The 20006-nt window shown below is 70.0% G+C and carries 17 protein-coding genes and 1 riboswitch; of the genes, 3 read left to right on the top strand and 14 right to left on the bottom strand.

Features of this window, described 5'->3' with window-relative positions:
- Positions 1-12: 12 nt before the first annotated feature.
- Together QTH87_RS18185 and QTH87_RS18180 are read left to right on the top strand one after the other, a co-directional pair.
- On the top strand, positions 13-795 hold the full coding sequence (locus tag QTH87_RS18185; RefSeq protein WP_286611170.1) for a TetR/AcrR family transcriptional regulator: 783 nt from the start codon (positions 13-15) through the stop codon (positions 793-795).
- Complete coding sequence (locus tag QTH87_RS18180; protein WP_286611168.1) at positions 741-1940, top strand: amidohydrolase family protein; 1200 nt, start codon at positions 741-743, stop codon at positions 1938-1940. The genes QTH87_RS18185 and QTH87_RS18180 overlap by 55 nt, the downstream gene beginning before the upstream one ends.
- Positions 1941-1952: 12 nt before the next feature.
- On the opposite strand, the gene QTH87_RS18175 is transcribed toward QTH87_RS18180, so the two are convergent.
- The 5 genes from QTH87_RS18175 to QTH87_RS18155 form a co-directional block, all read right to left on the bottom strand.
- Positions 1953-2351, bottom strand: a complete 399-nt coding sequence (locus tag QTH87_RS18175; RefSeq protein WP_286611166.1) for a GtrA family protein — start codon at positions 2349-2351, stop codon at positions 1953-1955.
- Positions 2348-3319 (bottom strand): glycosyltransferase family 2 protein, encoded by a 972-nt coding sequence (locus QTH87_RS18170; RefSeq protein ID WP_286611164.1) that lies wholly within the window; start codon positions 3317-3319, stop codon positions 2348-2350. Before QTH87_RS18170 ends, QTH87_RS18175 begins: the two co-directional genes overlap by 4 nt.
- Positions 3303-5084, bottom strand: coding sequence for a glycosyltransferase family protein (locus QTH87_RS18165; protein ID WP_286611162.1), 1782 nt, complete (start codon positions 5082-5084; stop codon positions 3303-3305). The genes QTH87_RS18170 and QTH87_RS18165 overlap by 17 nt, the downstream gene beginning before the upstream one ends.
- A gap of 52 nt (positions 5085-5136) precedes the next feature.
- Positions 5137-7890 (bottom strand): methionine synthase, encoded by a 2754-nt coding sequence (metH, locus tag QTH87_RS18160; protein ID WP_286611160.1) that lies wholly within the window; start codon positions 7888-7890, stop codon positions 5137-5139.
- Positions 7891-7914: 24 nt separating this feature from the next.
- A riboswitch (S-adenosyl-L-homocysteine riboswitch) is annotated at positions 7915-8006 on the bottom strand.
- Positions 8007-8014: 8 nt separating this feature from the next.
- Complete coding sequence (locus tag QTH87_RS18155; protein ID WP_286611158.1) at positions 8015-8452, bottom strand: PACE efflux transporter; 438 nt, start codon at positions 8450-8452, stop codon at positions 8015-8017.
- Between the two features lie 98 nt (positions 8453-8550).
- Between QTH87_RS18155 and QTH87_RS18150 the strand changes: the two genes are divergently transcribed.
- The gene (locus tag QTH87_RS18150) at positions 8551-9468 is read left to right on the top strand and encodes a LysR family transcriptional regulator (RefSeq protein ID WP_286611157.1); all 918 of its coding nucleotides are present in this window, start codon (positions 8551-8553) and stop codon (positions 9466-9468) included.
- Between the two features lie 17 nt (positions 9469-9485).
- Here QTH87_RS18150 and QTH87_RS18145 read toward each other — a convergent pair whose 3' ends face one another.
- From QTH87_RS18145 to hutU, 9 genes are all read right to left on the bottom strand, one after another.
- Positions 9486-10340: an SH3 domain-containing protein gene (locus QTH87_RS18145; RefSeq protein WP_286611155.1), complete on the bottom strand. Its 855-nt coding sequence runs from the start codon at positions 10338-10340 to the stop codon at positions 9486-9488.
- Positions 10341-10531: 191 nt separating this feature from the next.
- Positions 10532-11578 carry a homocysteine S-methyltransferase family protein gene (locus tag QTH87_RS18140; RefSeq protein WP_286611154.1) on the bottom strand — a complete coding sequence of 349 codons (1047 nt, stop codon included), beginning with the start codon at positions 11576-11578 and terminating at the stop codon, positions 10532-10534.
- 49 nt (positions 11579-11627) lie between these two features.
- Positions 11628-12767 carry a histidinol-phosphate transaminase gene (locus QTH87_RS18135; RefSeq protein WP_286611152.1) on the bottom strand — a complete coding sequence of 380 codons (1140 nt, stop codon included), beginning with the start codon at positions 12765-12767 and terminating at the stop codon, positions 11628-11630.
- Positions 12768-12778: 11 nt separating this feature from the next.
- The gene (locus QTH87_RS18130; RefSeq protein ID WP_286611151.1) at positions 12779-14158 is read right to left on the bottom strand and encodes an FAD-binding oxidoreductase; all 1380 of its coding nucleotides are present in this window, start codon (positions 14156-14158) and stop codon (positions 12779-12781) included.
- A gap of 5 nt (positions 14159-14163) precedes the next feature.
- Positions 14164-14985 carry an N-formylglutamate deformylase gene (gene hutG / locus QTH87_RS18125; protein WP_286611150.1) on the bottom strand — a complete coding sequence of 274 codons (822 nt, stop codon included), beginning with the start codon at positions 14983-14985 and terminating at the stop codon, positions 14164-14166.
- Between the two features lie 4 nt (positions 14986-14989).
- Positions 14990-16372, bottom strand: coding sequence for a formimidoylglutamate deiminase (locus tag QTH87_RS18120; RefSeq protein ID WP_286611149.1), 1383 nt, complete (start codon positions 16370-16372; stop codon positions 14990-14992).
- Positions 16369-17619 (bottom strand): imidazolonepropionase, encoded by a 1251-nt coding sequence (gene hutI / locus QTH87_RS18115; RefSeq protein WP_444812807.1) that lies wholly within the window; start codon positions 17617-17619, stop codon positions 16369-16371. The genes QTH87_RS18120 and hutI overlap by 4 nt, the downstream gene beginning before the upstream one ends.
- The gene (locus tag QTH87_RS18110) at positions 17616-18257 is read right to left on the bottom strand and encodes a HutD/Ves family protein (protein ID WP_286611148.1); all 642 of its coding nucleotides are present in this window, start codon (positions 18255-18257) and stop codon (positions 17616-17618) included. The genes hutI and QTH87_RS18110 overlap by 4 nt, the downstream gene beginning before the upstream one ends.
- 4 nt (positions 18258-18261) lie before the next feature.
- Complete coding sequence (hutU, locus tag QTH87_RS18105; protein WP_286611147.1) at positions 18262-19989, bottom strand: urocanate hydratase; 1728 nt, start codon at positions 19987-19989, stop codon at positions 18262-18264.
- Between the last annotated feature and the right edge of the window lie 17 nt (positions 19990-20006).

Below are 20006 nucleotides of genomic sequence, written 5' to 3'. Positions count from 1 at the left end.
GCAAGGGCGCAGATGGCCGAGGCCAAGGCAGCCGCCCGCAAGGGCCTCCCCAAGCCCGCGACGCGCCGCACCGGCGTGCGCGAGGCGGCCGCGCAGGCCACGCGCGAGAGCATCCTGCGCGCGGCCACCAAGGTGTTCGCCAAGTACGGCTACGACGGCGGCAGCGTCGAGAAGATCTCGAAGGCCGCGAAGTCGTACGACCGGATGATCTACTACTACTTCGGAAGCAAGGAAGGCCTGTTCATCGCGGTGCTCGAGGGCATCTATCGCCGCATGGACGACGCCGAGGCAGCGCTCGACCTCGACGCCTCGCGGCCGGTGGAATCGCTGGCCGCGGTGATCCGCTTCGTGCTCGGCTACTACCGGCGCAACCCCGAGTTCGTCACGCTGCTCAACACCGAGAACCTGCACAAGGGGCGCCACATCGCGAAGTCGCTGCGGGCGCGCGAATACTCGTCGCGGGCCATCTCGATCATCAGCGAGATCCTCGCGAGCGGCGTCGAACAGGGCCTGTTCCGCGCCGACGTCGCGCCGCGCGACCTGTACCTGCTGATCGCGTCGACCGGCTATTTCTACACCTCGAACCGGCACACGCTGACCGCCTTCCTCGGCGAGCCGCTCGAGACGGCAGAGGCGGTCGCACACTGGGAAGACTTCGTGATCGAGACGGTGCTGCGCACGGTCGATGCGGGGACTTCCGAAGAAGAAGACACAACATCACCACCCCACAAGGTCAACAAATGGCAGAAGTCGCTACCGGTGCCAAATCGGGCAAGGTCGTCATCCGGAACATAGGCCTCCTGCTGTCGGGCGACATCGACCGTCCGATCCTCGATGCCGACACCGTCGTCGTGAACGACGGCCTGATCGTCGCGGTCGGCAAGGAAAAGGACTGCGACCTCGAGGGCGCGAAGACCGTCGTCGACTGCAGGCAGACCTGCGTGGCGCCAGGCCTGATCGACAGCCACGTGCACCCGGTGTTCGGCGACTGGACGCCGCGCCAGGGCCAGATCGGCTGGATCGACTCCACCATGAACGGCGGCGTGACCACCATGATCTCGGCCGGCGAGGTGCATCTGCCCGGCCGGCCCAAGGACATCGTGGGACTGAAGGCGCTGGCAATCACCGCGCAGCGTGCCTTCGACAACTTCCGTCCGGGCGGCGTCAAGGTGCTGGCCGGCGCACCCGTGATCGAGAAGGGCATGGTCGAGAGCGACTTCAAGGAACTGGCAGAGGCCGGCGTGGGCCTGCTCGGCGAGGTCGGCCTGGGCTCGGTCAAGGCCGGCTACGAGGCCAAGGAGATGGTGGCCTGGGCCCGCAAGTACGGCATCCAGAGCACCATCCACACGGGCGGCCCGTCGATCCCGGGCTCGGGCCTGATCGACAAGGACGTGGTGCTCGAGGCCGATGCCGACATCATCGGCCACATCAACGGCGGCCACACCTCGCTGCCCGAGGCGCACGTGTGCGAGCTGTGCGAGAAGTCCTCGCGCGCGATCGAGATCGTGCACAACGGCAACGAGCGCGTCGCCATCGCGGCCGCGCGCGCGGCACTCGATCTCAAGTGCCCGCACCGCGTGATCCTCGGCACCGACGGCCCGGCCGGCTCGGGCGTGCAGCCGCTCGGCATCCTGCGCATGGTGGCGATGCTGTCTTCCATCGCGAACATCCCGGCTGAGCTGGTGTTCTGCTTCGCCACCGGCAACACGGCCCGCATCCGCAAGCTCAACTGCGGCCTGATCGAGGTCGGCCGCGATGCCGACTTCGTCTTCATGGACCGGGCCCAGCATTCGCCCGCTCCCGGCCTGCTCGAAAGCGTGCAGCTCGGCGACATCCCGGGCGTGGGCATGGTGATGATCGACGGCATCGTGCGCTGCGGGCGCAGCCGCAACACGCCGCCAGCCACCGAGATTCCGGTGGTGGTCTCGGGCGGCCACTGAGGCCGCCGCGGCTCAGGGCTTGTCGCCGGGCCTGAACACCAGCTGGCGGGCGCTCAGGAAGTTGACCGCGAGCCCCGCCAGGCTGCCGAGCGCCACGCCCAGGGCCGGCGCCAGCTCGCCGCCGAGCCACTGCAGCGTGAGCACGTAGACCACGTAGTTGACCAGCGCACCGCCGATCATCGTCAGCAGGTAGTGGCCGTACTCGCGCGCCAGCGACTTGTCGGAACGGCGGTGGGCGAAGGTGAAGCGCCGGTTCAGGGCCCAGGTCGCGGTGGCCGCGGCGATGAAGGACACCAGGCGCGCGACATACCAGCCCAGGTACGGTGCGAGCAGGTAGAGCACGGCCAGGTCGACCCCCAGGCCGGCCACGCCGACCACCGCGAAGGAGACGAACTCGCGCCCGATCCTCATGGACGCGGGCCGCGATGCCGCACGCCGGGAATCGCGAGGTAGCACAAGCGCTTGGCCTCCTGGCGGCCGATGGTCACGGTGTGCAGCACCACGCCGCAGACGAAGGAAAGCATCGCGATCAGCATCATGCCGGTGGCCAGCACCGCGGTCGGAAGCCGCGGCACGAGGCCGGTGTCCAGGTAGGTGACGATCAGCGGCTCGGCCAGGATCAGCGACGCCAGCACCAGCAGGCCCGCGAAGCCGCCGAAGAACTGCAGCGGCCGCTCGCTCACGAACAGCTTGCAGATGGTCTTGAGGATGCGCCAGCCGTCGCGGTAGGTCGAGAGCTTGCTCAGCGAGCCCTCGGGCCGCGCGCGATAGGGCACCGGCACCTCGGCAAAGGCCATGCGCAGCTCGAGCGCGTGCACCGTGAGCTCGGTCTCGATCTCGAAGCCCTTCGATACCGCCGGAAAAGACTTGGCGTAGCGCCGCGAAAACACGCGATAGCCCGAGAGCATGTCGGTCAGGCGGCCGCCGAAGAGGTTCGCCACCGCACCGGTCAGCAGCGCGTTGCCGAAGCGATGGCCCGGACGGTAGGTCTGTGCGTCGGCGCCGTCGTCGACGCGCGATCCGACCACCATGTCGAGGTTGCCCTCGACCAGCAGCTCGATCAGGCGCCGCACCTGGCCGAGGTCGTAGGTGGCATCGCCGTCGACCATCACGTAGACGTCGGCCTCGACGTCGGCGAACATGCGCCGCGCCACGTTGCCCTTGCCGCGCAGCGCGACATGCGTCACGTGGGCGCCCGCGGCGCGCGCCACGGCCGCGGTATCGTCGGTCGAGTTGTTGTCGAAGACGTGGATCTCGGCCTCGGGCAGCGCGGCGCGAAACTCATCGATCACCTGCGTGATCGCCAGCGCCTCGTTGAAGCAGGGGATGACGGCGGCGATGCGCAGCGGGCGCACTTCGAGATCAGGGCTTGAGGTCATTCTGGGGCGCAAGGATACGGTAGGCCTTGGCGCCGGCCCTCTCGTACATCAACGCGAAATGGTCGAGGAAGCCGGGCTGCGCCTCGAGCGCGGGCGCTGCACTGGCACCGACTCCGATCGCCTCGAAGCCCAGGCCATGCAGCTTGCGCGCGAACTCGGCCGGCGGCAGCACGATGAAGTCGGTGTAGCGCCAGGGGCCGATCGCATCGCCCCAGACCGGCGACGGCCCGTAGTAGGTCGCCTCGCTGAGGGCGATCTGGTAGACCCGGCCCTTGAGCGCATGCTCGCGCAGGTGGTTCATCACCGCGTAGCCGGGCACGTTCCGGTCGAGGAAGGCGCTGCGCTCGGCCGGCGTGGTGGCGATCGCGGCCACGCTGCGACGCGTCATGTACAGGGAGCCGGCGACACCGACCGCAATCAGCAGCAGCGCCAACCCATGGCCCGCGCGGTCGAGCAGGCCGCGTGCATTCCAGCCCGGCATCCAGCGCCGCAGCTGATCCGCGATGCCACCCAGCAGTGCCTGCCAGCCCACCACCGAGACCAGCGCGATCAGCGGCACCGAGGCCGTGAGATAGCGCGGATAGCGCGAGGTCAGCGCCCAGACAAACAGCGAATAGGCGCTGAAGATGGCCGCCGCCCGCAATGCGGGAGAGCGCTTCCAGAGCCCGGCGAAGGGCACGAACAGCACGCCCCACAGGAAGGCATTGGGCCAGGCCGCATGCGCCCTGACGTCGTCGAACTGGTTCTTGTAGTCGGCCAGGTTCCAGTTCGTGAAGCCGAACACGCGCGCGCCGATCGGGTTGAAGGGATCGCCCGTGAGGACCGCGTTGCGCGCATACCAGTAGATGCAGGGCAGCAGGAAACAGACGGCCGCCACGGCCCAGACGCCGAGCCTGCGTTCGCGCCGCACCACGAACACGGCCACCAGCGGCAGCACGGTCAGCGCCTGGTACTTGGAGCCCGCGGCGACCCCGAGGAAGAAGGCCGCCAGCGCGAGCCAGCACGGCCCCTGCGCGCGATCGGATGTCTCGCGCCACCACCAGAGCACCGTGCAGGCCGCCAGCACGAAGAGACCGACGCCGATGTCGATCAGCGCGCTCTCGTAGTCGCCGATGCCGAGCCAGATCGCGGCCGCGATCGCAGCCGTGATGCGGCCCGCATGCAGCAGGCCGAGCCGGTAGACCATCCACACCGACAGCCAGCCGCCGAGTCCGCTCAGCAGGTGTGGCAGCACGTCATCGCCGACCACCAGCGCGCCCGCATGCAGGAGGTTGTAGTTGTAGGGGAACCAGGGGTAGCGCAGCCACTCGTGGATGCCGAGTCGCCCGGTCTGCGCGAGCTCGCGCGCATAGGGCAGGTGGTACATCAGCTCGTCGAAGGCCGCCGGCGGCGCCAGCGGCTCGACCAGTGCCGGCAGCGCGGTGAGCGCGAGCACGACGAGGGCGAGCTTCTCGACGAAGCTCGCGGGTGCCGGCCGCTCGCGCGCACCGACCTCGCGCCACCAGGCCGGCGCCTGCAGCGCCGCGGCCAGCAGCCCGAGCGCGACCGCGCCGAGCACGCTGGCGCGCCCGAACAGGCCGGCGATCGCGATCGCCTGGAACACGCAGATGAAGAGGGCCAGCCCGGCCGCGCCGGCCAGCGCGGTCTCGAGCCAGACGTCGCGCCGGCCCGGCGGCGCGCCGATGCGCGAAAGCAGCGCGCGGCCGAAGCCCCAGCACGCGAGCGCAAAGACGAAGACGGCCGCATAGTGCGCGGCGCCGAACATCAGCTTCTGGATAGGGCCTCCGCTGCGCCGTACGCGGCGCCGGTTTCGGCCGTCACAGGTTCGGCGCCAGCAGGCGCTCGAGCTCGGCTTCGCTCTGCTGGCGACGCGCGGCCTGGTCCTGCAGCTGGTCGTGGCCGATCTTGCCGACGTTGAAGTACGTGGATTCGGGGTGGCCGAGGTAGAAGCCGCTCACGCTCGCGGCCGGCATCATCGCGAGGCTGTCGGTCAGCGTCATGCCGATGTCGGCGCAGTTCAGCACCTCGAACATCGGGCGCTTGACGCTGTGGTCCGGGCAGGCCGGATAGCCGGGGGCGGGCCGGATGCCACGGTACTTCTCGCCGATCATCTGCTCGTTGCTCAGCGCCTCGTCGGCTGCGTAGCCCCAGAGATCGGTGCGCACGCGATGGTGCAGCGCCTCGGCGAAGGCCTCGGCCAGCCGGTCGGCGAGGGCCTTGAGCATGATGGCGGAATAGTCGTCGAGGTCGTCGATGAAGTACTTCTCCTTCTTCTCGACCCCCAGGCCCGCGGTGACCGCGAACATGCCGACGTAGTCCTTGAGCCCGCTCTCGCGCGGCGCGACGAAGTCGGCGAGGCAGCGGCTCGGCCGCATCACGCCGTCGATCATCTGCTTCTCGGTCTGCTGGCGCATGCCGTACCAGGTCATCGCGACCTCGCTGCGCGACTCGTCCGTGTAGAGCACGATGTCGTCGTCGTTCACGGTATTGGCCGGCCAGAAGCCGAGCACGCCGCTGGCCGACAGCCAGCGCCCCTCGATCAGCCGCTTGAGCATGCGCTGGCCGTCGGCATAGACGCGCACGGCCTCGGTGCCGACGACCTCGTCCTTGAGGATCGCGGGGAAGGGGCCGGCGAGGTCCCAGGTCTGGAAGAACGGTCCCCAGTCGATGTACCTGGCGAGCTCGGTGAGGTCGAAGTTCCGGAACACGCGCCGGCCGATGAACTTGGGCACCGGCGGCTGGTAGGCCGACCAGTCGATCGGGGTCTTGTTGGCGCGGGCCTTGGCCAGCGGCCAGAGAGGCACCTGCTTCTTGTTGGCGTGCTGGTGGCGCACCTTGTCGTAGTCGGCGTTGATCTCGTCGATGTAGCTCTTGGCCTGGTCGGACAGCAGCGACTGCGCCACGCTCACGCTGCGCGAGGCGTCCGGCACGTAGACCACCGGCCCTTCGTAATGCGGCGCGATCTTCACGGCCGTGTGCACGCGGCTCGTGGTGGCGCCGCCGATCAGGAGCGGAATCTTGCGGATGCGGAAGTGATCGTCCTTCTGCATCTCGCCGGCCACGTACTGCATCTCCTCGAGGCTCGGCGTGATCAGTCCCGAGAGGCCGACGATGTCGGCGCCCTCGACCTTGGCCCGCGCGAGGATCTCGTGGCAGGGCACCATCACGCCCATGTTCACGACCTCGAAGTTGTTGCACTGGAGCACGACGGTGACGATGTTCTTGCCGATGTCGTGCACGTCGCCCTTGACGGTGGCGATGATGATCTTGCCCTTGGTGCGCACGTCGCGGCCCGCGGCCTCGTCCTGGCGCTTCTCTTCCTCGATGTAGGGGATGAGGTGGGCCACGGCGGACTTCATCACGCGCGCCGACTTCACCACCTGCGGCAGGAACATCTTGCCCTGGCCGAACAGGTCGCCGACGATGTTCATGCCGTCCATCAGCGGGCCTTCGATCACGTGCAGCGGCCGGCCGCCGCGCGCCAGCACCTGCTGGTAGGCCTCTTCGGTGTCCTCGACGATGAAGTCGGTGATGCCGTGCACCATGGCATGCGCGAGGCGCTGGTTTACGTGCACCGGCTGCCCGGGCGTGCCGCGCCATTCGAGCTTCTTGCTCTCGTCCTTGGCGCCGCTCTTGGCGGTCTCGGCCACCTCCACCAGGCGTTCGCCGGCGTCGGGGCGGCGGTTCAGCACGACGTCTTCCACGCGCTCGCGCAGCTCCGGCTCGAGGTCGTCGTAGACGCCGACCATGCCGGCGTTGACGATGCCCATGTCCATGCCGGCCTGGATCGCGTGATAGAGGAACACGGTGTGGATCGCCTCGCGCACCGGGTCGTTGCCGCGGAAGCTGAAACTCACGTTCGACACGCCGCCCGACACCTTGGCGCCGGGCAGGTTCTGCTTGATCCAGCGCACCGCGTTGATGAAGTCGACCGCGTAGTTGTTGTGCTCCTCGATGCCGGTGGCGATCGCGAAGATGTTGGGGTCGAAGATGATGTCCTCGGCCGGGAAGCCGATCTCGTCGACCAGGATGCGGTAGGCCCGCTCGCAGATCTCGATCTTGCGTTCGTAGGTATCGGCCTGGCCTTTCTCGTCGAAGGCCATCACCACCGCAGCGGCGCCGTAGCGGCGCAGCAGGCGGGCCTGGTGGCGGAACTGGTCCTCGCCCTCCTTCATGCTGATCGAATTGACGATGCCCTTGCCCTGGATGCAGCGCAGGCCGGCCTCGATCACATCCCACTTCGAGCTGTCGACCATGATCGGCACGCGCGCGATGTCGGGCTCGCTGGCGATCAGGTTCAGGAAGCGCACCATCGCGGCCTTGCTGTCGAGCATGGCCTCGTCCATGTTGATGTCGATCACCTGGGCGCCGTTCTCGACCTGCTGGCGCGCCACCGCAAGCGCTTCCTCGAACTGGCCGTTGAGGATCATGCGCGCGAAGGCCTTCGAGCCCGTGACGTTGGTGCGCTCGCCGATGTTGACGAACAGCGCGCCCTCGCCGATCTGCACCGGCTCGAGGCCGGACAGCTTCATCGGGGGCGGGATCTGGGACGCGGAAGAATCGGTTGGCATGGGCTCACCTGCAGGACGAACGGGGTCAGGCGAGCGTCGTTTGCACTCCAGGGGAGCCCCAAGCCTGACGCGGCCGGCCCTTGCGGCCGGTCGGCGCTGCAACGCTCCTTGGGAGCCCGGGATTTTACGCCGGCTGGGCCGCGCCCGCGGCCGAAGCGGGCAGGCCGAACACCGCGTCGAACACCCAGTTGAAGACGAAGGTGTAGACCAGGAAGAAGACCACGAGGCCGAGGTCCATCACCAGCGCTTCCAGAAGGCTGATGTCGAGCCACCAGGCGAAGGCCGGCACCAGGAAGGCGACCAGGCCGCCCTCGAAGCCGATGGCGTGGGCGATGCGGCGGCGCAGGCTGCGCCCGCGCACGGCCTGGCGCGACTCCCAGCGCTCGAACAGGGCGTTGAAGCTGAGGTTCCAGAGCACCGCGATGACAGAGGCCAGGACCGCCAGCACGCCCGTGTGGCCCGCGCCCTGTCCCGACATCAGCGACAGGCCCGCGGTGGCGGCCACGATGGCGATGCCCTCGTAGAGGCTGATGTAGACGACGCGGCGCTTGAGCCCTTGCATGACGATCGATCCTGGTTGTTGAATGATGTATGGGACTTTATGTGTGATTGCTTGATATATAAAGTCATCTTCTTTCAGAAATATTGATAGATCGAGCCATGAGCTTTTCGAGCGACAACGTCGAGGTGTTCCTGGCCGTGATCGACCACGGCTCCTTCTCGGCCGCGGCCCGCGCACTGGGCCGGGTGCCTTCGGCGGTCAGCATGGCGATCGCCAATCTCGAGGCCGAGCTCGACCTGGCCCTGTTCGACCGCAGCGGACGCGAGCCGCAGCCGACCGCGGCGGCGCGCTCGCTCGAGCCGCAGGCCCGCCTGCTGGCCGCACAGCTCAAGCAGCTGCAGGTGCAGGCCCTGGCGCTCACCCAGGGGCTCGAAAACCGGCTCACGCTCGCCATCGCACCCGAGCTGCTCGCCGCGCCCTGGAGCGGGCCGCTCGCGGCCCTGGCGCAGGAATATCCGCTGCTCGAGGTCGAGGTGCTGGCGGCGCCGCAGGCCGACGCGCTCGACCTGCTGCACAGCGGTCGGGCGCAGCTCGCGCTGGTGTTCGAGCGGCCGAGCCTCGATGGCCGCGAGGGCTTCCAGGAAGTCGCGAACGACACCATGGTGGCGGTGATGGCGCCCGACCATCCCGTGCTGTCGGCGGCCGGCGGCCGCCTGCGCGAAGAGCACCTGGCGACCACGCGGCAGATCGTGGTCGCGGGCCGAGACCTCGCGAGCAGCGACCCGCGCTTCGTATTTGCGCGGCATGTCTGGCGCACCGACAACGCGCTCGCGGCGTTGAGCCTGATCACCGCGGGACTGGGCTGGGGCTGGCTGCCGCGCAATTTCGTGCGGCCGCACGTGGCCGCGGGCGCGCTCGTGGAGATTCCGTTCGAGAACCTGTCGAACGGGCTCGACCTGTGGGTCGACGTGGTCTGGTCGCGCGAGCGCCCGCTGGGCCTCGGTGCGCGTCGCTTCGTCGCACTGATCGGGCGCGACAAGGCGCGCGAGGCGCCCGCCGACGCCCCGGGCGCCTGAGGCCCGGCAACCGGCGCCTAGTTGCGGTGGCCGCCTCCGCCGCCGTGACCGCCGCCGCCGCCGCCACCGCCGCCATGGCCGTGACCGCCACCGCCACCGCCACCACCATTGCCGGGTCGGCCGCCGCCCCCATGGCCCCCGCCCCCGGGCGGCCGACCACCCTGGCTCGGCGGCCGCGCACCAGGCTGGGCGCCTGGGTTGTGCCCGGGCGGACGGAAATCAGGCTGCCCGCCGTGGCCCTGCGGCGGCCTGTAGCCCACGTTGGGCGGCGGCCGGTGGCCCGCGTTCGGCGGTGGCCGATAACCGGGGCTCGGCGGTGGACGGTAGCCCGGGCTCGGTGGCGGCCGGTATCCCGGCGGCCGCGGACCGAAGCCCGGCGGATGCGGCTGGTAGCCGGGCCACGGATTCGGACGCCAGCCCGGCACGGGCGGCGGTGGCGGACGCCAGCCGTGCGGCGGTGGCGGTGGCGGACGCCCGCCCCACCAGCGCGGCTGGTTGTACCAGGGCCGGTCGCGGTAGTAGTTGTTCCAGTAGCTGCCGATCGCGAAGGTCACGATCGGCACGCCGATCACGGCGCCGTAGGTCGCAAGCGGAACGCGCTGCTCCTGGTAGCCGTACTCGAGGCTGGCCGCATAGGACCAGCCGCGCAGCCCGTCGGGCAGCACCACGTCGCACCAGCCGTAGCCGTCGGTGCAGCCCATCACCTGCAGCGACTGGCCCGGCCCGAGCGTGGCAACCAGGGGATAGTTGTCGCCGGGACCGGCGCGCAGATTGACCCCGCCGCGCGTGAAGGCCTGCTGGGCCGTGGCGGCTAGCGGCAAGGCCAGTGCGAGGGTGCCGAGGCCGACCCAGCGTCGAATTCGATGGTTCATGTGTTTTTCCTTTGCGGTCCAGGGTAGGTGGCGGCCCGAGGCGATGTCAATCGGCCACCGCCGTCAACTGCACCTCCTACCAACGTTCGGCCAGGCCGTGCGGCGCACGCCGCGAACGTTTGGAGAGCTACTTCATGCCGGCTTCACAATGGCCGGGGGGTCGACCGGCGTCGAAGGCGTTCGATGCCTGTTCAGGCCGCGTCGGCATGGAAGGCCGCGCGATGCAGCCCGCGGCCGGCCAGCGGCGCGACCGCCTGTCCGATGGCCGCGATGTGCTCGGGCGTGGTGCCGCAGCAGCCACCCACGATGTTGACCAGCCCATCGGCCGCGAACTCGTGCAGCAGGCGCGAGGTCACGTCGGGCGTCTCGTCGAAGCCGGTCTCGCTCATCGGGTTGGGCAGGCCCGCGTTGGGGTAGCAGCTGATGAAGGTGTCGTCGGCCACGCGTGCGAGCTCCTGGATGTAGGGCCGCATCAGCGCAGCGCCGAGCGCACAGTTGAGGCCGATCGCGAGCGGCCGCGCATGGCGCACGCTGTGCCAGAACGCGGTCACGGTCTGGCCGCTCAGGATGCGGCCCGAGGCATCGGTCACGGTGCCGCTGATGATCAGCGGCAGCCTCTCGCCGCTGGCCTCGAAGAATTCGTCGATCGCGAACAGCGCGGCCTTGGCGTTGAGCGTGTCGAAGATGGTCTCGACCAGCAGCACGTCGCTGCCGCCCTCGACCAGGGCCTCGACCTGCTCGTAGTAGGAAGCGCGCAGTTCCTCGAAGCTCACGTTGCGCGCGCCGGGATCGTTGACGTCGGGGCTGATGCTCGCGGTCTTGGGCGTCGGGCCGAGGGCGCCCGCGACGAAGCGCGGCTTGTCCGGCGTGCTGAACTTGTCGCAGGCCGCGCGCGCGAGCTTCGCCGACTCGAGGTTCATCTCGCGCGCGAGCTCGGCCATCTTGTAGTCCTCCTGCGCGATGCGTGTCGCGCCGAAGGTGTTGGTCTCCACCAGGTCGGCACCGGCCGCCAGGTAGCCCTCGTGGATGTCACGGATGACGTCGGGCCGGGTCAGCGAGAGCAGCTCGTTGTTGCCCTTCACGTCGCGCGGGAACTCCTTGAAGCGCTCGCCGCGGTACTGCGCCTCGGTGAGCCTGAAGCGCTGGATCATCGTGCCCATCGCACCGTCGAGGATCGCGATGCGTCGCGACAGGATTTCGGGCAGCTGCTGGGCGCGGGTGTAGACGACGGGCTTCATAGGTCGTCGATTGTAGGAAGCGTGGCCTGCCCGCCGCGCCGTCGGGTCTTCAGGCGCCTGTCGACAGGCCCTGTGGCCGTGCGCCGAGGATCTCCCCCAGCGCATGCACGAAGCGCTCGTTGTCGGCCGGCAGTCCGACCGAGACGCGCAGGAAGTGCTCGTAGCCCGCTTCCTTCCAGGGCTTGGCGATGATCCCGCGCGCCAGCAGCGCCTCGTTGACCGGCCCGTTGGGCCGTCCGAGGTCGATGAATAGGAAATTGGCGGCCGACGGCGCGATGCGCAGTCCGGGCAGCGCGAGTGCATTCAGCCCGGCGATCATCGATGCGCGAAGCCGCACCGTCTCGCGCGCACCGTGGTCCATGTGCGCCTCGTCGCCCCAGGCAGCCAGCGCCGCGGTCTGCGCGGCCTGGTTGACGTTGAACGGCGTGCGCACGCGGTCGAGCAGTGCCACCAGCGCCGCGTCGGAAGCGATGCCGTAGCCCACGCGCAGCCCCGCGAGGCCCCAGCCCTTCGAGAAGGTGCGCAGCACGATCCAGGGCCGCTGCCGGTCGCGCAGCGCGGCCAGCGCATCGGGGAAGCCGGGCGCGAGCCGCGCGTATTCGTAATAGGCCTCGTCGATCACCAGCAGCGTGCCGTGCGGCGTCGCCGCGAGCAGGCGCTCGAAGGCGGCGGCATCGAACATGCAGCCTACCGGGTTCGAGGGGTTGGCGATCATTGCGATCTTCGGTCCGCGCGAGAGCGCCTCGCACCAGGCGTCGAGGTCGAACTCCAGCGCCGGCGTGAGCGCCAGCGCCTCGACCTCGGCACCCATCATCTTCGGGAAGATCTCGTGCAGGCCGAAGCCCGGCCGCTGGACCAGCACGCGGTCGCCCGGCGACAGCAAGGCCAGGCACAGCATCTGCAGGATGTCCTCGGAGCCATTGCCGACGACGATGCGACCGGGCTCGGCACCGACACGCGGAGCGATCGCCTGCCGCAGCGCAGTGCAGTTGGCATCGGGATAGGTGCTCAGATGCTCTGCAAGGTCCGCCAGCGCACGTGCCACCGCGGGGCTGGCGCCGAAGGGGTTCTCGTTGCTCGCGAGCCGGGCGATCCGATCGACGCCGTAGCGCGTGCGCACCGCATCGGAAGAAAGTCCGGCGTTGTAGACGGGCAGCGGCGACACCTCGGGGCGAGCCATTTCATGCATGTGGAGAGCTTTCACAGGTCGAATACCTTGCCGGGATTGAGAAGAAGCTGCGGGTCGAGCGCCTGCTTGATGGCGCGCATCGCGGCCAGCTCGGCCGGCGTTCGACTGGCAGAAAGATGGGCTTTCTTGTGCAGGCCGATGCCATGCTCGGCCGAGACGCTGCCGCCATGGGCGGCGACGCGCTCGTACACCAGCCGCTCGATCTGCGCCAACTCGCCGCAGATCGAGCGGCCGTCGGTGGAGATGTGGAGGTTGCTGTCGCCCACATGGCCGAAGAAGAGCGAAAGGTGGCCAGGCCAGCGTGCATCGAACAGGCTGCGGCAGGCCTCGGCGAAGCGGCCGATCTCGGCCATCGGCAGGCTGACGTCGAAGTTGATCGGCGGGTGCATGTGCACCGGCAGTTCGGCCGTGGCTTCACGGATCTTCCAGAACGCCTGCGCCTGCGCCTGCGAATGGGCAACGACCGCATCGCTCGCCTCGCCGTCGTCCAGCGCGTCGGCCAGCGCTTCCTCGAGCGCCGCGGCCAGCGCGGCCTCGTCGTCGCCCACCACCTCGACCAGCGCCGCGAAGGCATGCACCGCCGCGAAGGGCTCGCGCAGCTTCTGCCATTTCAGCGAGGTCTCGACGAAGTCGCGCCACATGAGTTCGAAGGCGGCCACGGCGCGCGGAAAGCGAGCCTGCAGCCGGCCCAGCAACGCGAGCGCGGCGTCGAAGTCGGCCAGCGCGACCAGCGCGGTCGCACGCGCGCGCGGCGCCGGATGGAGGCGCAGCACCGCGCGCGTGATCACGCCCAGCGTGCCCTCGGCGCCGATGAAGAACTGCTTGAGGTCGTAGCCGGTGTTGTTCTTGATCATGGGCCGCAGCATCGGCAGCACGCTGCCGTCGGCCAGCACCACCTCGAGGCCCAGCGTCTGCTCGCGCATCATCCCGAACTGCAGCACGCCGTTGCCGCCGGCGTTGGTCGACAGGTTGCCGCCGATCTGGCAGGAGCCGCGGGCGCCGAGGTCGACGCCGAACTGCAGGCCGTTTGCGGCTGCAGCTTCCTGCACCGCGAGCAAGGTCGCACCGGCCTGCACCGTGATGCTCGAGGCCACCGGGTCGACCGATTCGATCGCGTTCATGCGATCGAGCGACAGCGCGATCGCATCGCGGCTCGGCACGGCGGCGCCCGCGAGTCCCGTCAGGCCGCCCTGCGGCACCACGGGCACGCGGTATTCGCTGCACAGCCGCAGCACGGCAGACACCTCCTGCGTGCTGCGCGGGCGCACCAGCGCCAGCGGCGGCACCGGCTGCGCGCCGCTCCAGTCAGCGTGGTGCCGGGTGGGGACGGCGTCGCCGGTCGACACCCGCTCGGGGCCGATCGCGCCGGCCAGCGCAGCGAGGAAATCCATCCCGCTCAGCCGCGCGGACGGTCGACGAAATCGAGCACCGCCTCCAGCATGCGGCGCAGGTGCGGCTGCACGCGCGCGGCCACCGCCGGCAGGTAGTCGAAGGGCAGCGCTTCCTGCATGTAGCTGCACTGGGTCATCTCGAGCTGCACCGCGTGCACGCCCAGGGCGGGCTGGCCGTGGTGGCGCGTGATGTAGCCGCCGGTGAAGCGGCCGTTGAGCACCGAGCTGAAGCCTTCGGCCTCGCCCGCGATCCGCTTCAACGCCTGCGCCAGTGCCGGGTCGCAGCTCGCGCCCTGCGCGGTGCCTAGGTTCAGGTCGGGCAGCCTGCCTTCGAAGAAGCGCGGCAGCACCGAACGGATCGAATGTGCGTCCCACAGCGCCGCCACGCCGTGCGTGGCCTTGAGGCGCGCGAGCTCGTCCGCGAGCTGGCGGTGGTACGGCTGCCAGATGGCTTCGCGGCGCGCTGCGATCTCGGCTTCGCCGGGCAGGTCGCCGGCCGCATAGAGCGGCGTGTCGTCGAAGCTGTCGACCGGGCACAGGCCGGTCACGCTCTGGCCCGGATAGAGGCTGGCGCCGTCGGGCGGACGGTTGAGGTCGATCACGTAGCGCGAGTGCGTCGCGACCAGCACCGAGGCGCCGAGCTCGTCGGCGAAGTCGTAGAGCTGCTCGAGATGCCAGTCGGTGTCGGGCACATGGCGCGCCTCGTCCGTGAAGCGTGCCGCGAGCTGCGGCGGCACGTGCGTGCCGACATGCGGCATCGAGATCAGCAGCGGCCGCGTGCCGGCGCGGAAACGGAACGCGGGTTCGGTGGTGGTGAAAAGGGCCATGGGTTCAGTCCTGCAGGAGTTGGGAGCGCGCGGCCACGAAGGCCGCAGCGGCATCGGCATGCATGGCGTGGCGGCCGGCGGCGACACGCTGGCGACCGCCGACCCAGACGCCGTCGATGGCCGAGCTGCGGTGGCTCGCGAAGACGTGGGCCGAGAGCATGTCGGCGGCGTCGAGCCCTTGCAGCGCGACATGGGCGGCATCCAGCACCACGAAGTCGGCCTGCTGCCCGGCTTCGAGCCCGCCGACCGCACGGCCGGCCGCCTGCGCCCCACCTTGCACGGCCGCGAGCGTGAGCGCGGTCGCGACCTGGCGGTGAACGTCGTCGGCCCCGACGTTGCGCTGGCGGGTCGCGAGGCGCTGGCCGTATTCGAGCAGCATCAGCTCCTCGGCGGCATTCACGCAGGCGTGGCTGTCCGAGCCCACGCCCCACGCACCGCCATGGCTGCGCCAGGCCGTGAAATCGAAGATGCCGTCGCCGAGGTTGGCCTCGGTGGTGGGGCACAGGCCGGCCACCGCGCCGCTGCGGGCCGCGGCTTGGTATTCGGCCGCATCCATGTGCGTCGCGTGCACCAGGCACCAGCGCGCATCGACCGGCGCGTGGTCGAGCAGCCAGGCCACGGGGCGCTGTCCGCTCCAGGCCAGGCAGTCGTCCACTTCCCGGGTCTGCTCGGCGATGTGGATGTGGATCGGCGCCTTTGCATCGAGGGCCTCGAGGCCCGCGAGCGCGTCGCGCAGCGCATCGGGCGGCACCGCGCGCAGCGAATGCGGCGCGAGGCCGAGCCGCGCGCCCTGCGCGTCGCAGGCGGGCCGCAGCGTCTCGAGCAGGCGCAGCATCGACTCCGTGGAGCGGATGAAGCGCCGTTGTCCCTCGCCGGGCGGCAGGCCGCCGAAGCCGCTGGTCTGGTAGAGCACCGGCAGCAGCGTGAGGCCGATGCCGGTGCGCTGCGCGGCCCGCAGCAGCGCCAGGCTCATGCGCGCGTCATCCGCGTAGGGGCGCCCATCGGCATCGTGGTGCACGTACTGGAACTCGCACACGCTGGTGTAGCCGGCCTCGAGCATCTCGGCATAGAGCCAGGTCGCGATCGCTTCCATGTGCCCGGGCGCGAGCCGCGCGGCGAAGCGGTACATCAGCGTGCGCCAGCTCCAGAAGCTGTCCTGCTGCGCGCCGCGGTGCTCGGTGAGGCCCGCGAAGGCACGCTGGAAGGCATGCGAATGCAGGTTCGGCATGCCGGGGATGACCGGGCCTGCGGCGACTTCGATGCCCGCAGGCCGCGCGACACCGGCCTCGATCTGCGTCAGCGTGCCGGCATCGTCCCAGCCGAGCAGCACGTCGCGCGACCAGCCCTGCGGCAGCAGCGCGTCGGTGGCAAAGAGGCGGCCGCTCATCGCGTCGCTTCCAGCGCGATGCGCCCCTGGCGCACCACGGTGCGGGGCGGCCGCTGGCCGAACCAGTAGGCCAGCTCGGCCGCGTCCTGCAGCTGCCAGAGCACGAAATTGGCGGGCATGCCGGGCCCGATGGCGCCATGCGTGTCCTGCAGACCCAGCGCGCGCGCGGCATGGCGCGTGATGCCGGCCAGCGCCTCGGGCACCGTGAGGCGGAACAGGGTGCAGGCCATGTTGGCCATCAGCAGCAGGCTCAGCGCGGGCGAGGTGCCGGGGTTGTGGTCGGTCGAGACCGCCATCGGCACGCCGGCCTCGCGCAGCGCCGCGATCGGCGGCAGCTGCGTGTCGCGCAGCGTGTAGAAGGCACCGGGCAGCAGCACCGCCACGGTACCGGCCTCGCGCATCGCGGCGATGCCTTCGGCCGACAGGTGCTCGATGTGGTCGCAGGACAGCGCCCCGTAGCGCGCGGCCAGCGCCGCGCCGCCCATGTCCGAGAGCTGTTCGGCATGCAGCTTGACCGGCAGGCCCAGCGCCTGCGCGGCCTGGAACACGCGCTCGGTCTGTGCCAGCGTGAACGCGATGCGCTCGCAGAACACGTCGACCGCATCGACCAGGCCCTCGGCGGCCAGCGCGGGCAGCATTTCGCGGCAGACCCGATCGATGTAGTCGTCGCTGCGGCCCGCGTATTCGGGCGGCAGCGCATGGGCGCCGAGGAAGGTGGTGCGCACGGTCACACCATAGGCCTCGCCGAGCCGGCGCGCGACGCGCAGCTGCTTGCGCTCGTGGGCCAGCGCGAGACCGTAGCCGGACTTGATCTCGATCGCGCAGACGCCGTCGGCCAGCAATTGTTCGAGGCGAGGCGCGGATTGTGCGAACAGCGCGTCCTCGTCGGCCTCGCGCGTGGCGCGCACCGACGAGACGATGCCGCCGCCGGCCTGCGCGATCTCTTCGTAGCTGGCACCGGCCAGCCGCAGCGCGAATTCGTTGGCGCGCTGGCCGCCGTAGACCAGGTGCGTGTGGCAATCGACCAGCCCCGGCGTGACCAGCGCGCCGCCGCCGTCGAAGCGCGGCAGCGCGGCGCAGTCGGCCGGCAGCGCCGTTCGATCGCCGACCCAGCGCACGTGGCCGTCGGCAACGACGATGGCCGCTTCGCCTTCGATCGCACGATCGTCGGCCAGCGCGCCGGGCGCGAGTCGGAGGTGGTCCCAGACGCCGTCGGCGCTGGCAAGGTTGGCAGGCTTCATGGTCATGTCTCGCGAGTCTGGCGTTGTGTCGGATCGAGCCGGGCCACGGCCAGCGCGGCAGTGCCGCGGTCGTCGTCGTCGAGCGGTGTCGCGATCCAGCCGTGCATCGCGTCGTCCCACCAGACACCCTGGCCCGGCGCGCATTCGATGGCGTCGGCGGCAGCCGCATCGTCGCCCGGAAGCTGCAGCGGCTGCAGCCGCCAGCGGCCGCGCAGCGCCATCAGCAGTCCGTGCCGCGCCGGCGTCACCTCTTCGGCCGACCGCGCCACGCGCAAGGCACTCCGCAGGCGTCCGCGCCGCGCCATCAGGTTGAAGTCGATCGAGGTGCCGCCGAGCAGCTCGCAGTCGAGCGGCAGGTCGCCGGAGAACGCGAAGGGCTGGTGCGGCGTATCGAGCCGATGATCGATGCCGGCGTCGGGCGAACGCAGGCGCACGCCCGCGCCCTCGAGCAGCATGATGGTGCGGTCGACGCCCTCGAAGGCCGAGAAGGGCCCGGGCCGGTCGATGGTGGCGACGCTCGCGCGCCAGTCGAAGCTGTCCATGCCGGCGCCGGCCGGCACGCAGGCGATCTCGCGTGTGCTGCCGCCGCCGTTCTTCCATGGCATGGCGGCCAGCGCGCCCAGGTCGAATCGGCGCAGGCTCATCGCCCTACCCGATCATCGGCAGGTTCAGGCCCTGCTTCTTCGCGGTGGCGATCGCGATGTCGTAGCCCGCATCGGCGTGACGCATCACGCCGGTGGCCGGGTCGTTCCACAGCACGCGCGCGATGCGCTTGGCGGCCTCGTCGCTGCCGTCGCAGACGATCACCACGCCCGAGTGCTGCGAGTAGCCCATGCCGACGCCGCCGCCATGGTGCAGGCTGACCCAGGTGGCGCCGCCCGCGGTGTTGAGCAGCGCGTTGAGCAGCGGCCAGTCGGACACGGCATCGCTGCCGTCCTTCATCGATTCGGTCTCGCGGTTCGGGCTCGCGACCGAGCCGGTGTCGAGGTGGTCGCGGCCGATCACGACCGGGCCCTTGAGCTCGCCGTTCTTCACCATCTCGTTGAAGGCCAGCCCCGCCAGGTGGCGCTCGCCGAGGCCGAGCCAGCAGATGCGCGCCGGCAGGCCCTGGAAGGCGATGCGCTCGCGCGCCATGTCGAGCCAGCGGTGCGTATGCTTGTTGTCGGGGAACAGTTCCTTGATCTTGGCGTCGGTCTTGTAGATGTCTTCCGGATCGCCCGAGAGCGCGACCCAGCGGAACGGGCCCTTGCCCTCGCAGAACAGCGGCCGGATGTAGGCCGGCACGAAGCCCGGGAAGTCGAAGGCGTTCTTCACGCCTTCGTCGAATGCGACCTGGCGGATGTTGTTGCCGTAGTCGACCGTGGGAATGCCCATGGCCTGGAAGTCGAGCATGGCCTGCACGTGCACCACGCAGGACTTGGCGGCCGCCTGGCGCAAGGTGGGGTGCTGGGTCGGATCGGCCTTGGCCGCTTCCCATTGCGCGAGCGTCCAGCCGATCGGCAGGTAGCCGCTCGCGAGGTCGTGGGCCGAGGTCTGGTCGGTCACGAGGTCGGGCTTGATGCCGCCCGCGCGCGCGCGCTTCACCAGTTCGGGAAGCACCTCGGCCGCATTGCCCAGCAGGCCGATCGAGACCGCCTCGCCGGCCTCGGTGTGCTGCTTGATCAGCGCGATCGCGTCGTCGATGTCGCGGGCCTGCTTGTCGAGGTAGCGCGTGCGCAGGCGGAAGTCGATCGAGGCCTGCTGGCATTCGATGTTGAGCGACACCGCGCCCGCAAGCGTGGCGGCCAGCGGCTGGGCGCCGCCCATGCCGCCGAGGCCTGCGGTGAGGATCCACTTGCCCGTGAGGTCGTTGCCGTAGTGCTGGCGGCCGGCCTCGACGAAGGTCTCGAAGGTGCCCTGCACGATGCCCTGGCTGCCGATGTAGATCCAGCTGCCCGCGGTCATCTGGCCGTACATCATCAGGCCCTTGCGGTCGAGCTCGCTGAAGTGCTCCCAGGTGGCCCACTTGGGCACCAGGTTCGAATTGGCCAGCAGCACGCGCGGCGCGTTCTCGTGCGTCTTGAACACGCCGACCGGCTTGCCCGACTGGATCAGCAGCGTCTCGTCGTCCTCGAGCACCTTGAGCGTTTCGAGGATCTTGTCGAACGAGGCCCAGTCGCGCGCCGCGCGGCCGATGCCGCCGTACACGACCAGGTCCTGCGGGCGCTCGGCAACCTCGGGATCGAGGTTGTTCTGCAGCATGCGGAAGGCGGCTTCGGTGAGCCAGCTCTTGCAGTTCAGCGTGCTGCCGCGCGGCGCGCGGATCACGCGGCTCGCGTCGTGGCGCGGGTTGGTTGCAGGGGCAGTGGCGGCGAGGAATTTGTCGGGTGCGTTCATGGCAGGGCTCCTTGGAA

The organism is Variovorax jilinensis, assembly GCF_030316885.1.
Taxonomy (GTDB): Bacteria; Pseudomonadota; Gammaproteobacteria; order Burkholderiales; family Burkholderiaceae_C; genus Variovorax; species Variovorax jilinensis.
The sequence above is the reverse complement of the archived record's forward strand: the minus strand, read 5'-3'. Positions and strand labels throughout refer to the sequence as shown.

Excerpts from the sequence above, each read along its gene's own strand:
- QTH87_RS18185 (WP_286611170.1), top strand. The coding sequence starts at position 13 with ATGGCCGAGGCCAAGGCAGCCGCCCGCAAGGGCCTCCCCAAGCCCGCG.
- metH (WP_286611160.1), bottom strand. The coding sequence starts at position 7,890 with ATGCCAACCGATTCTTCCGCGTCCCAGATCCCGCCCCCGATGAAGCTG.
- hutU (WP_286611147.1), bottom strand. The coding sequence starts at position 19,989 with ATGAACGCACCCGACAAATTCCTCGCCGCCACTGCCCCTGCAACCAAC.
- QTH87_RS18165 (WP_286611162.1), bottom strand. The coding sequence starts at position 5,084 with ATGTTCGGCGCCGCGCACTATGCGGCCGTCTTCGTCTTTGCGCTCGCG.
- QTH87_RS18135 (WP_286611152.1), bottom strand. The coding sequence starts at position 12,767 with ATGCATGAAATGGCTCGCCCCGAGGTGTCGCCGCTGCCCGTCTACAAC.
- QTH87_RS18120 (WP_286611149.1), bottom strand. The coding sequence starts at position 16,372 with ATGAGCGGCCGCCTCTTTGCCACCGACGCGCTGCTGCCGCAGGGCTGG.
- hutG (WP_286611150.1), bottom strand. The coding sequence starts at position 14,985 with ATGGCCCTTTTCACCACCACCGAACCCGCGTTCCGTTTCCGCGCCGGC.
- QTH87_RS18110 (WP_286611148.1), bottom strand. The coding sequence starts at position 18,257 with ATGAGCCTGCGCCGATTCGACCTGGGCGCGCTGGCCGCCATGCCATGG.
- hutI (WP_444812807.1), bottom strand. The coding sequence starts at position 17,619 with ATGACCATGAAGCCTGCCAACCTTGCCAGCGCCGACGGCGTCTGGGAC.
- QTH87_RS18155 (WP_286611158.1), bottom strand. The coding sequence starts at position 8,452 with ATGCAAGGGCTCAAGCGCCGCGTCGTCTACATCAGCCTCTACGAGGGC.
- QTH87_RS18145 (WP_286611155.1), bottom strand. The coding sequence starts at position 10,340 with ATGAACCATCGAATTCGACGCTGGGTCGGCCTCGGCACCCTCGCACTG.
- QTH87_RS18170 (WP_286611164.1), bottom strand. The coding sequence starts at position 3,319 with ATGACCTCAAGCCCTGATCTCGAAGTGCGCCCGCTGCGCATCGCCGCC.
- QTH87_RS18130 (WP_286611151.1), bottom strand. The coding sequence starts at position 14,158 with ATGGATTTCCTCGCTGCGCTGGCCGGCGCGATCGGCCCCGAGCGGGTG.
- QTH87_RS18180 (WP_286611168.1), top strand. The coding sequence starts at position 741 with ATGGCAGAAGTCGCTACCGGTGCCAAATCGGGCAAGGTCGTCATCCGG.
- QTH87_RS18175 (WP_286611166.1), bottom strand. The coding sequence starts at position 2,351 with ATGAGGATCGGGCGCGAGTTCGTCTCCTTCGCGGTGGTCGGCGTGGCC.
- QTH87_RS18140 (WP_286611154.1), bottom strand. The coding sequence starts at position 11,578 with ATGAAGCCCGTCGTCTACACCCGCGCCCAGCAGCTGCCCGAAATCCTG.
- QTH87_RS18150 (WP_286611157.1), top strand. The coding sequence starts at position 8,551 with ATGAGCTTTTCGAGCGACAACGTCGAGGTGTTCCTGGCCGTGATCGAC.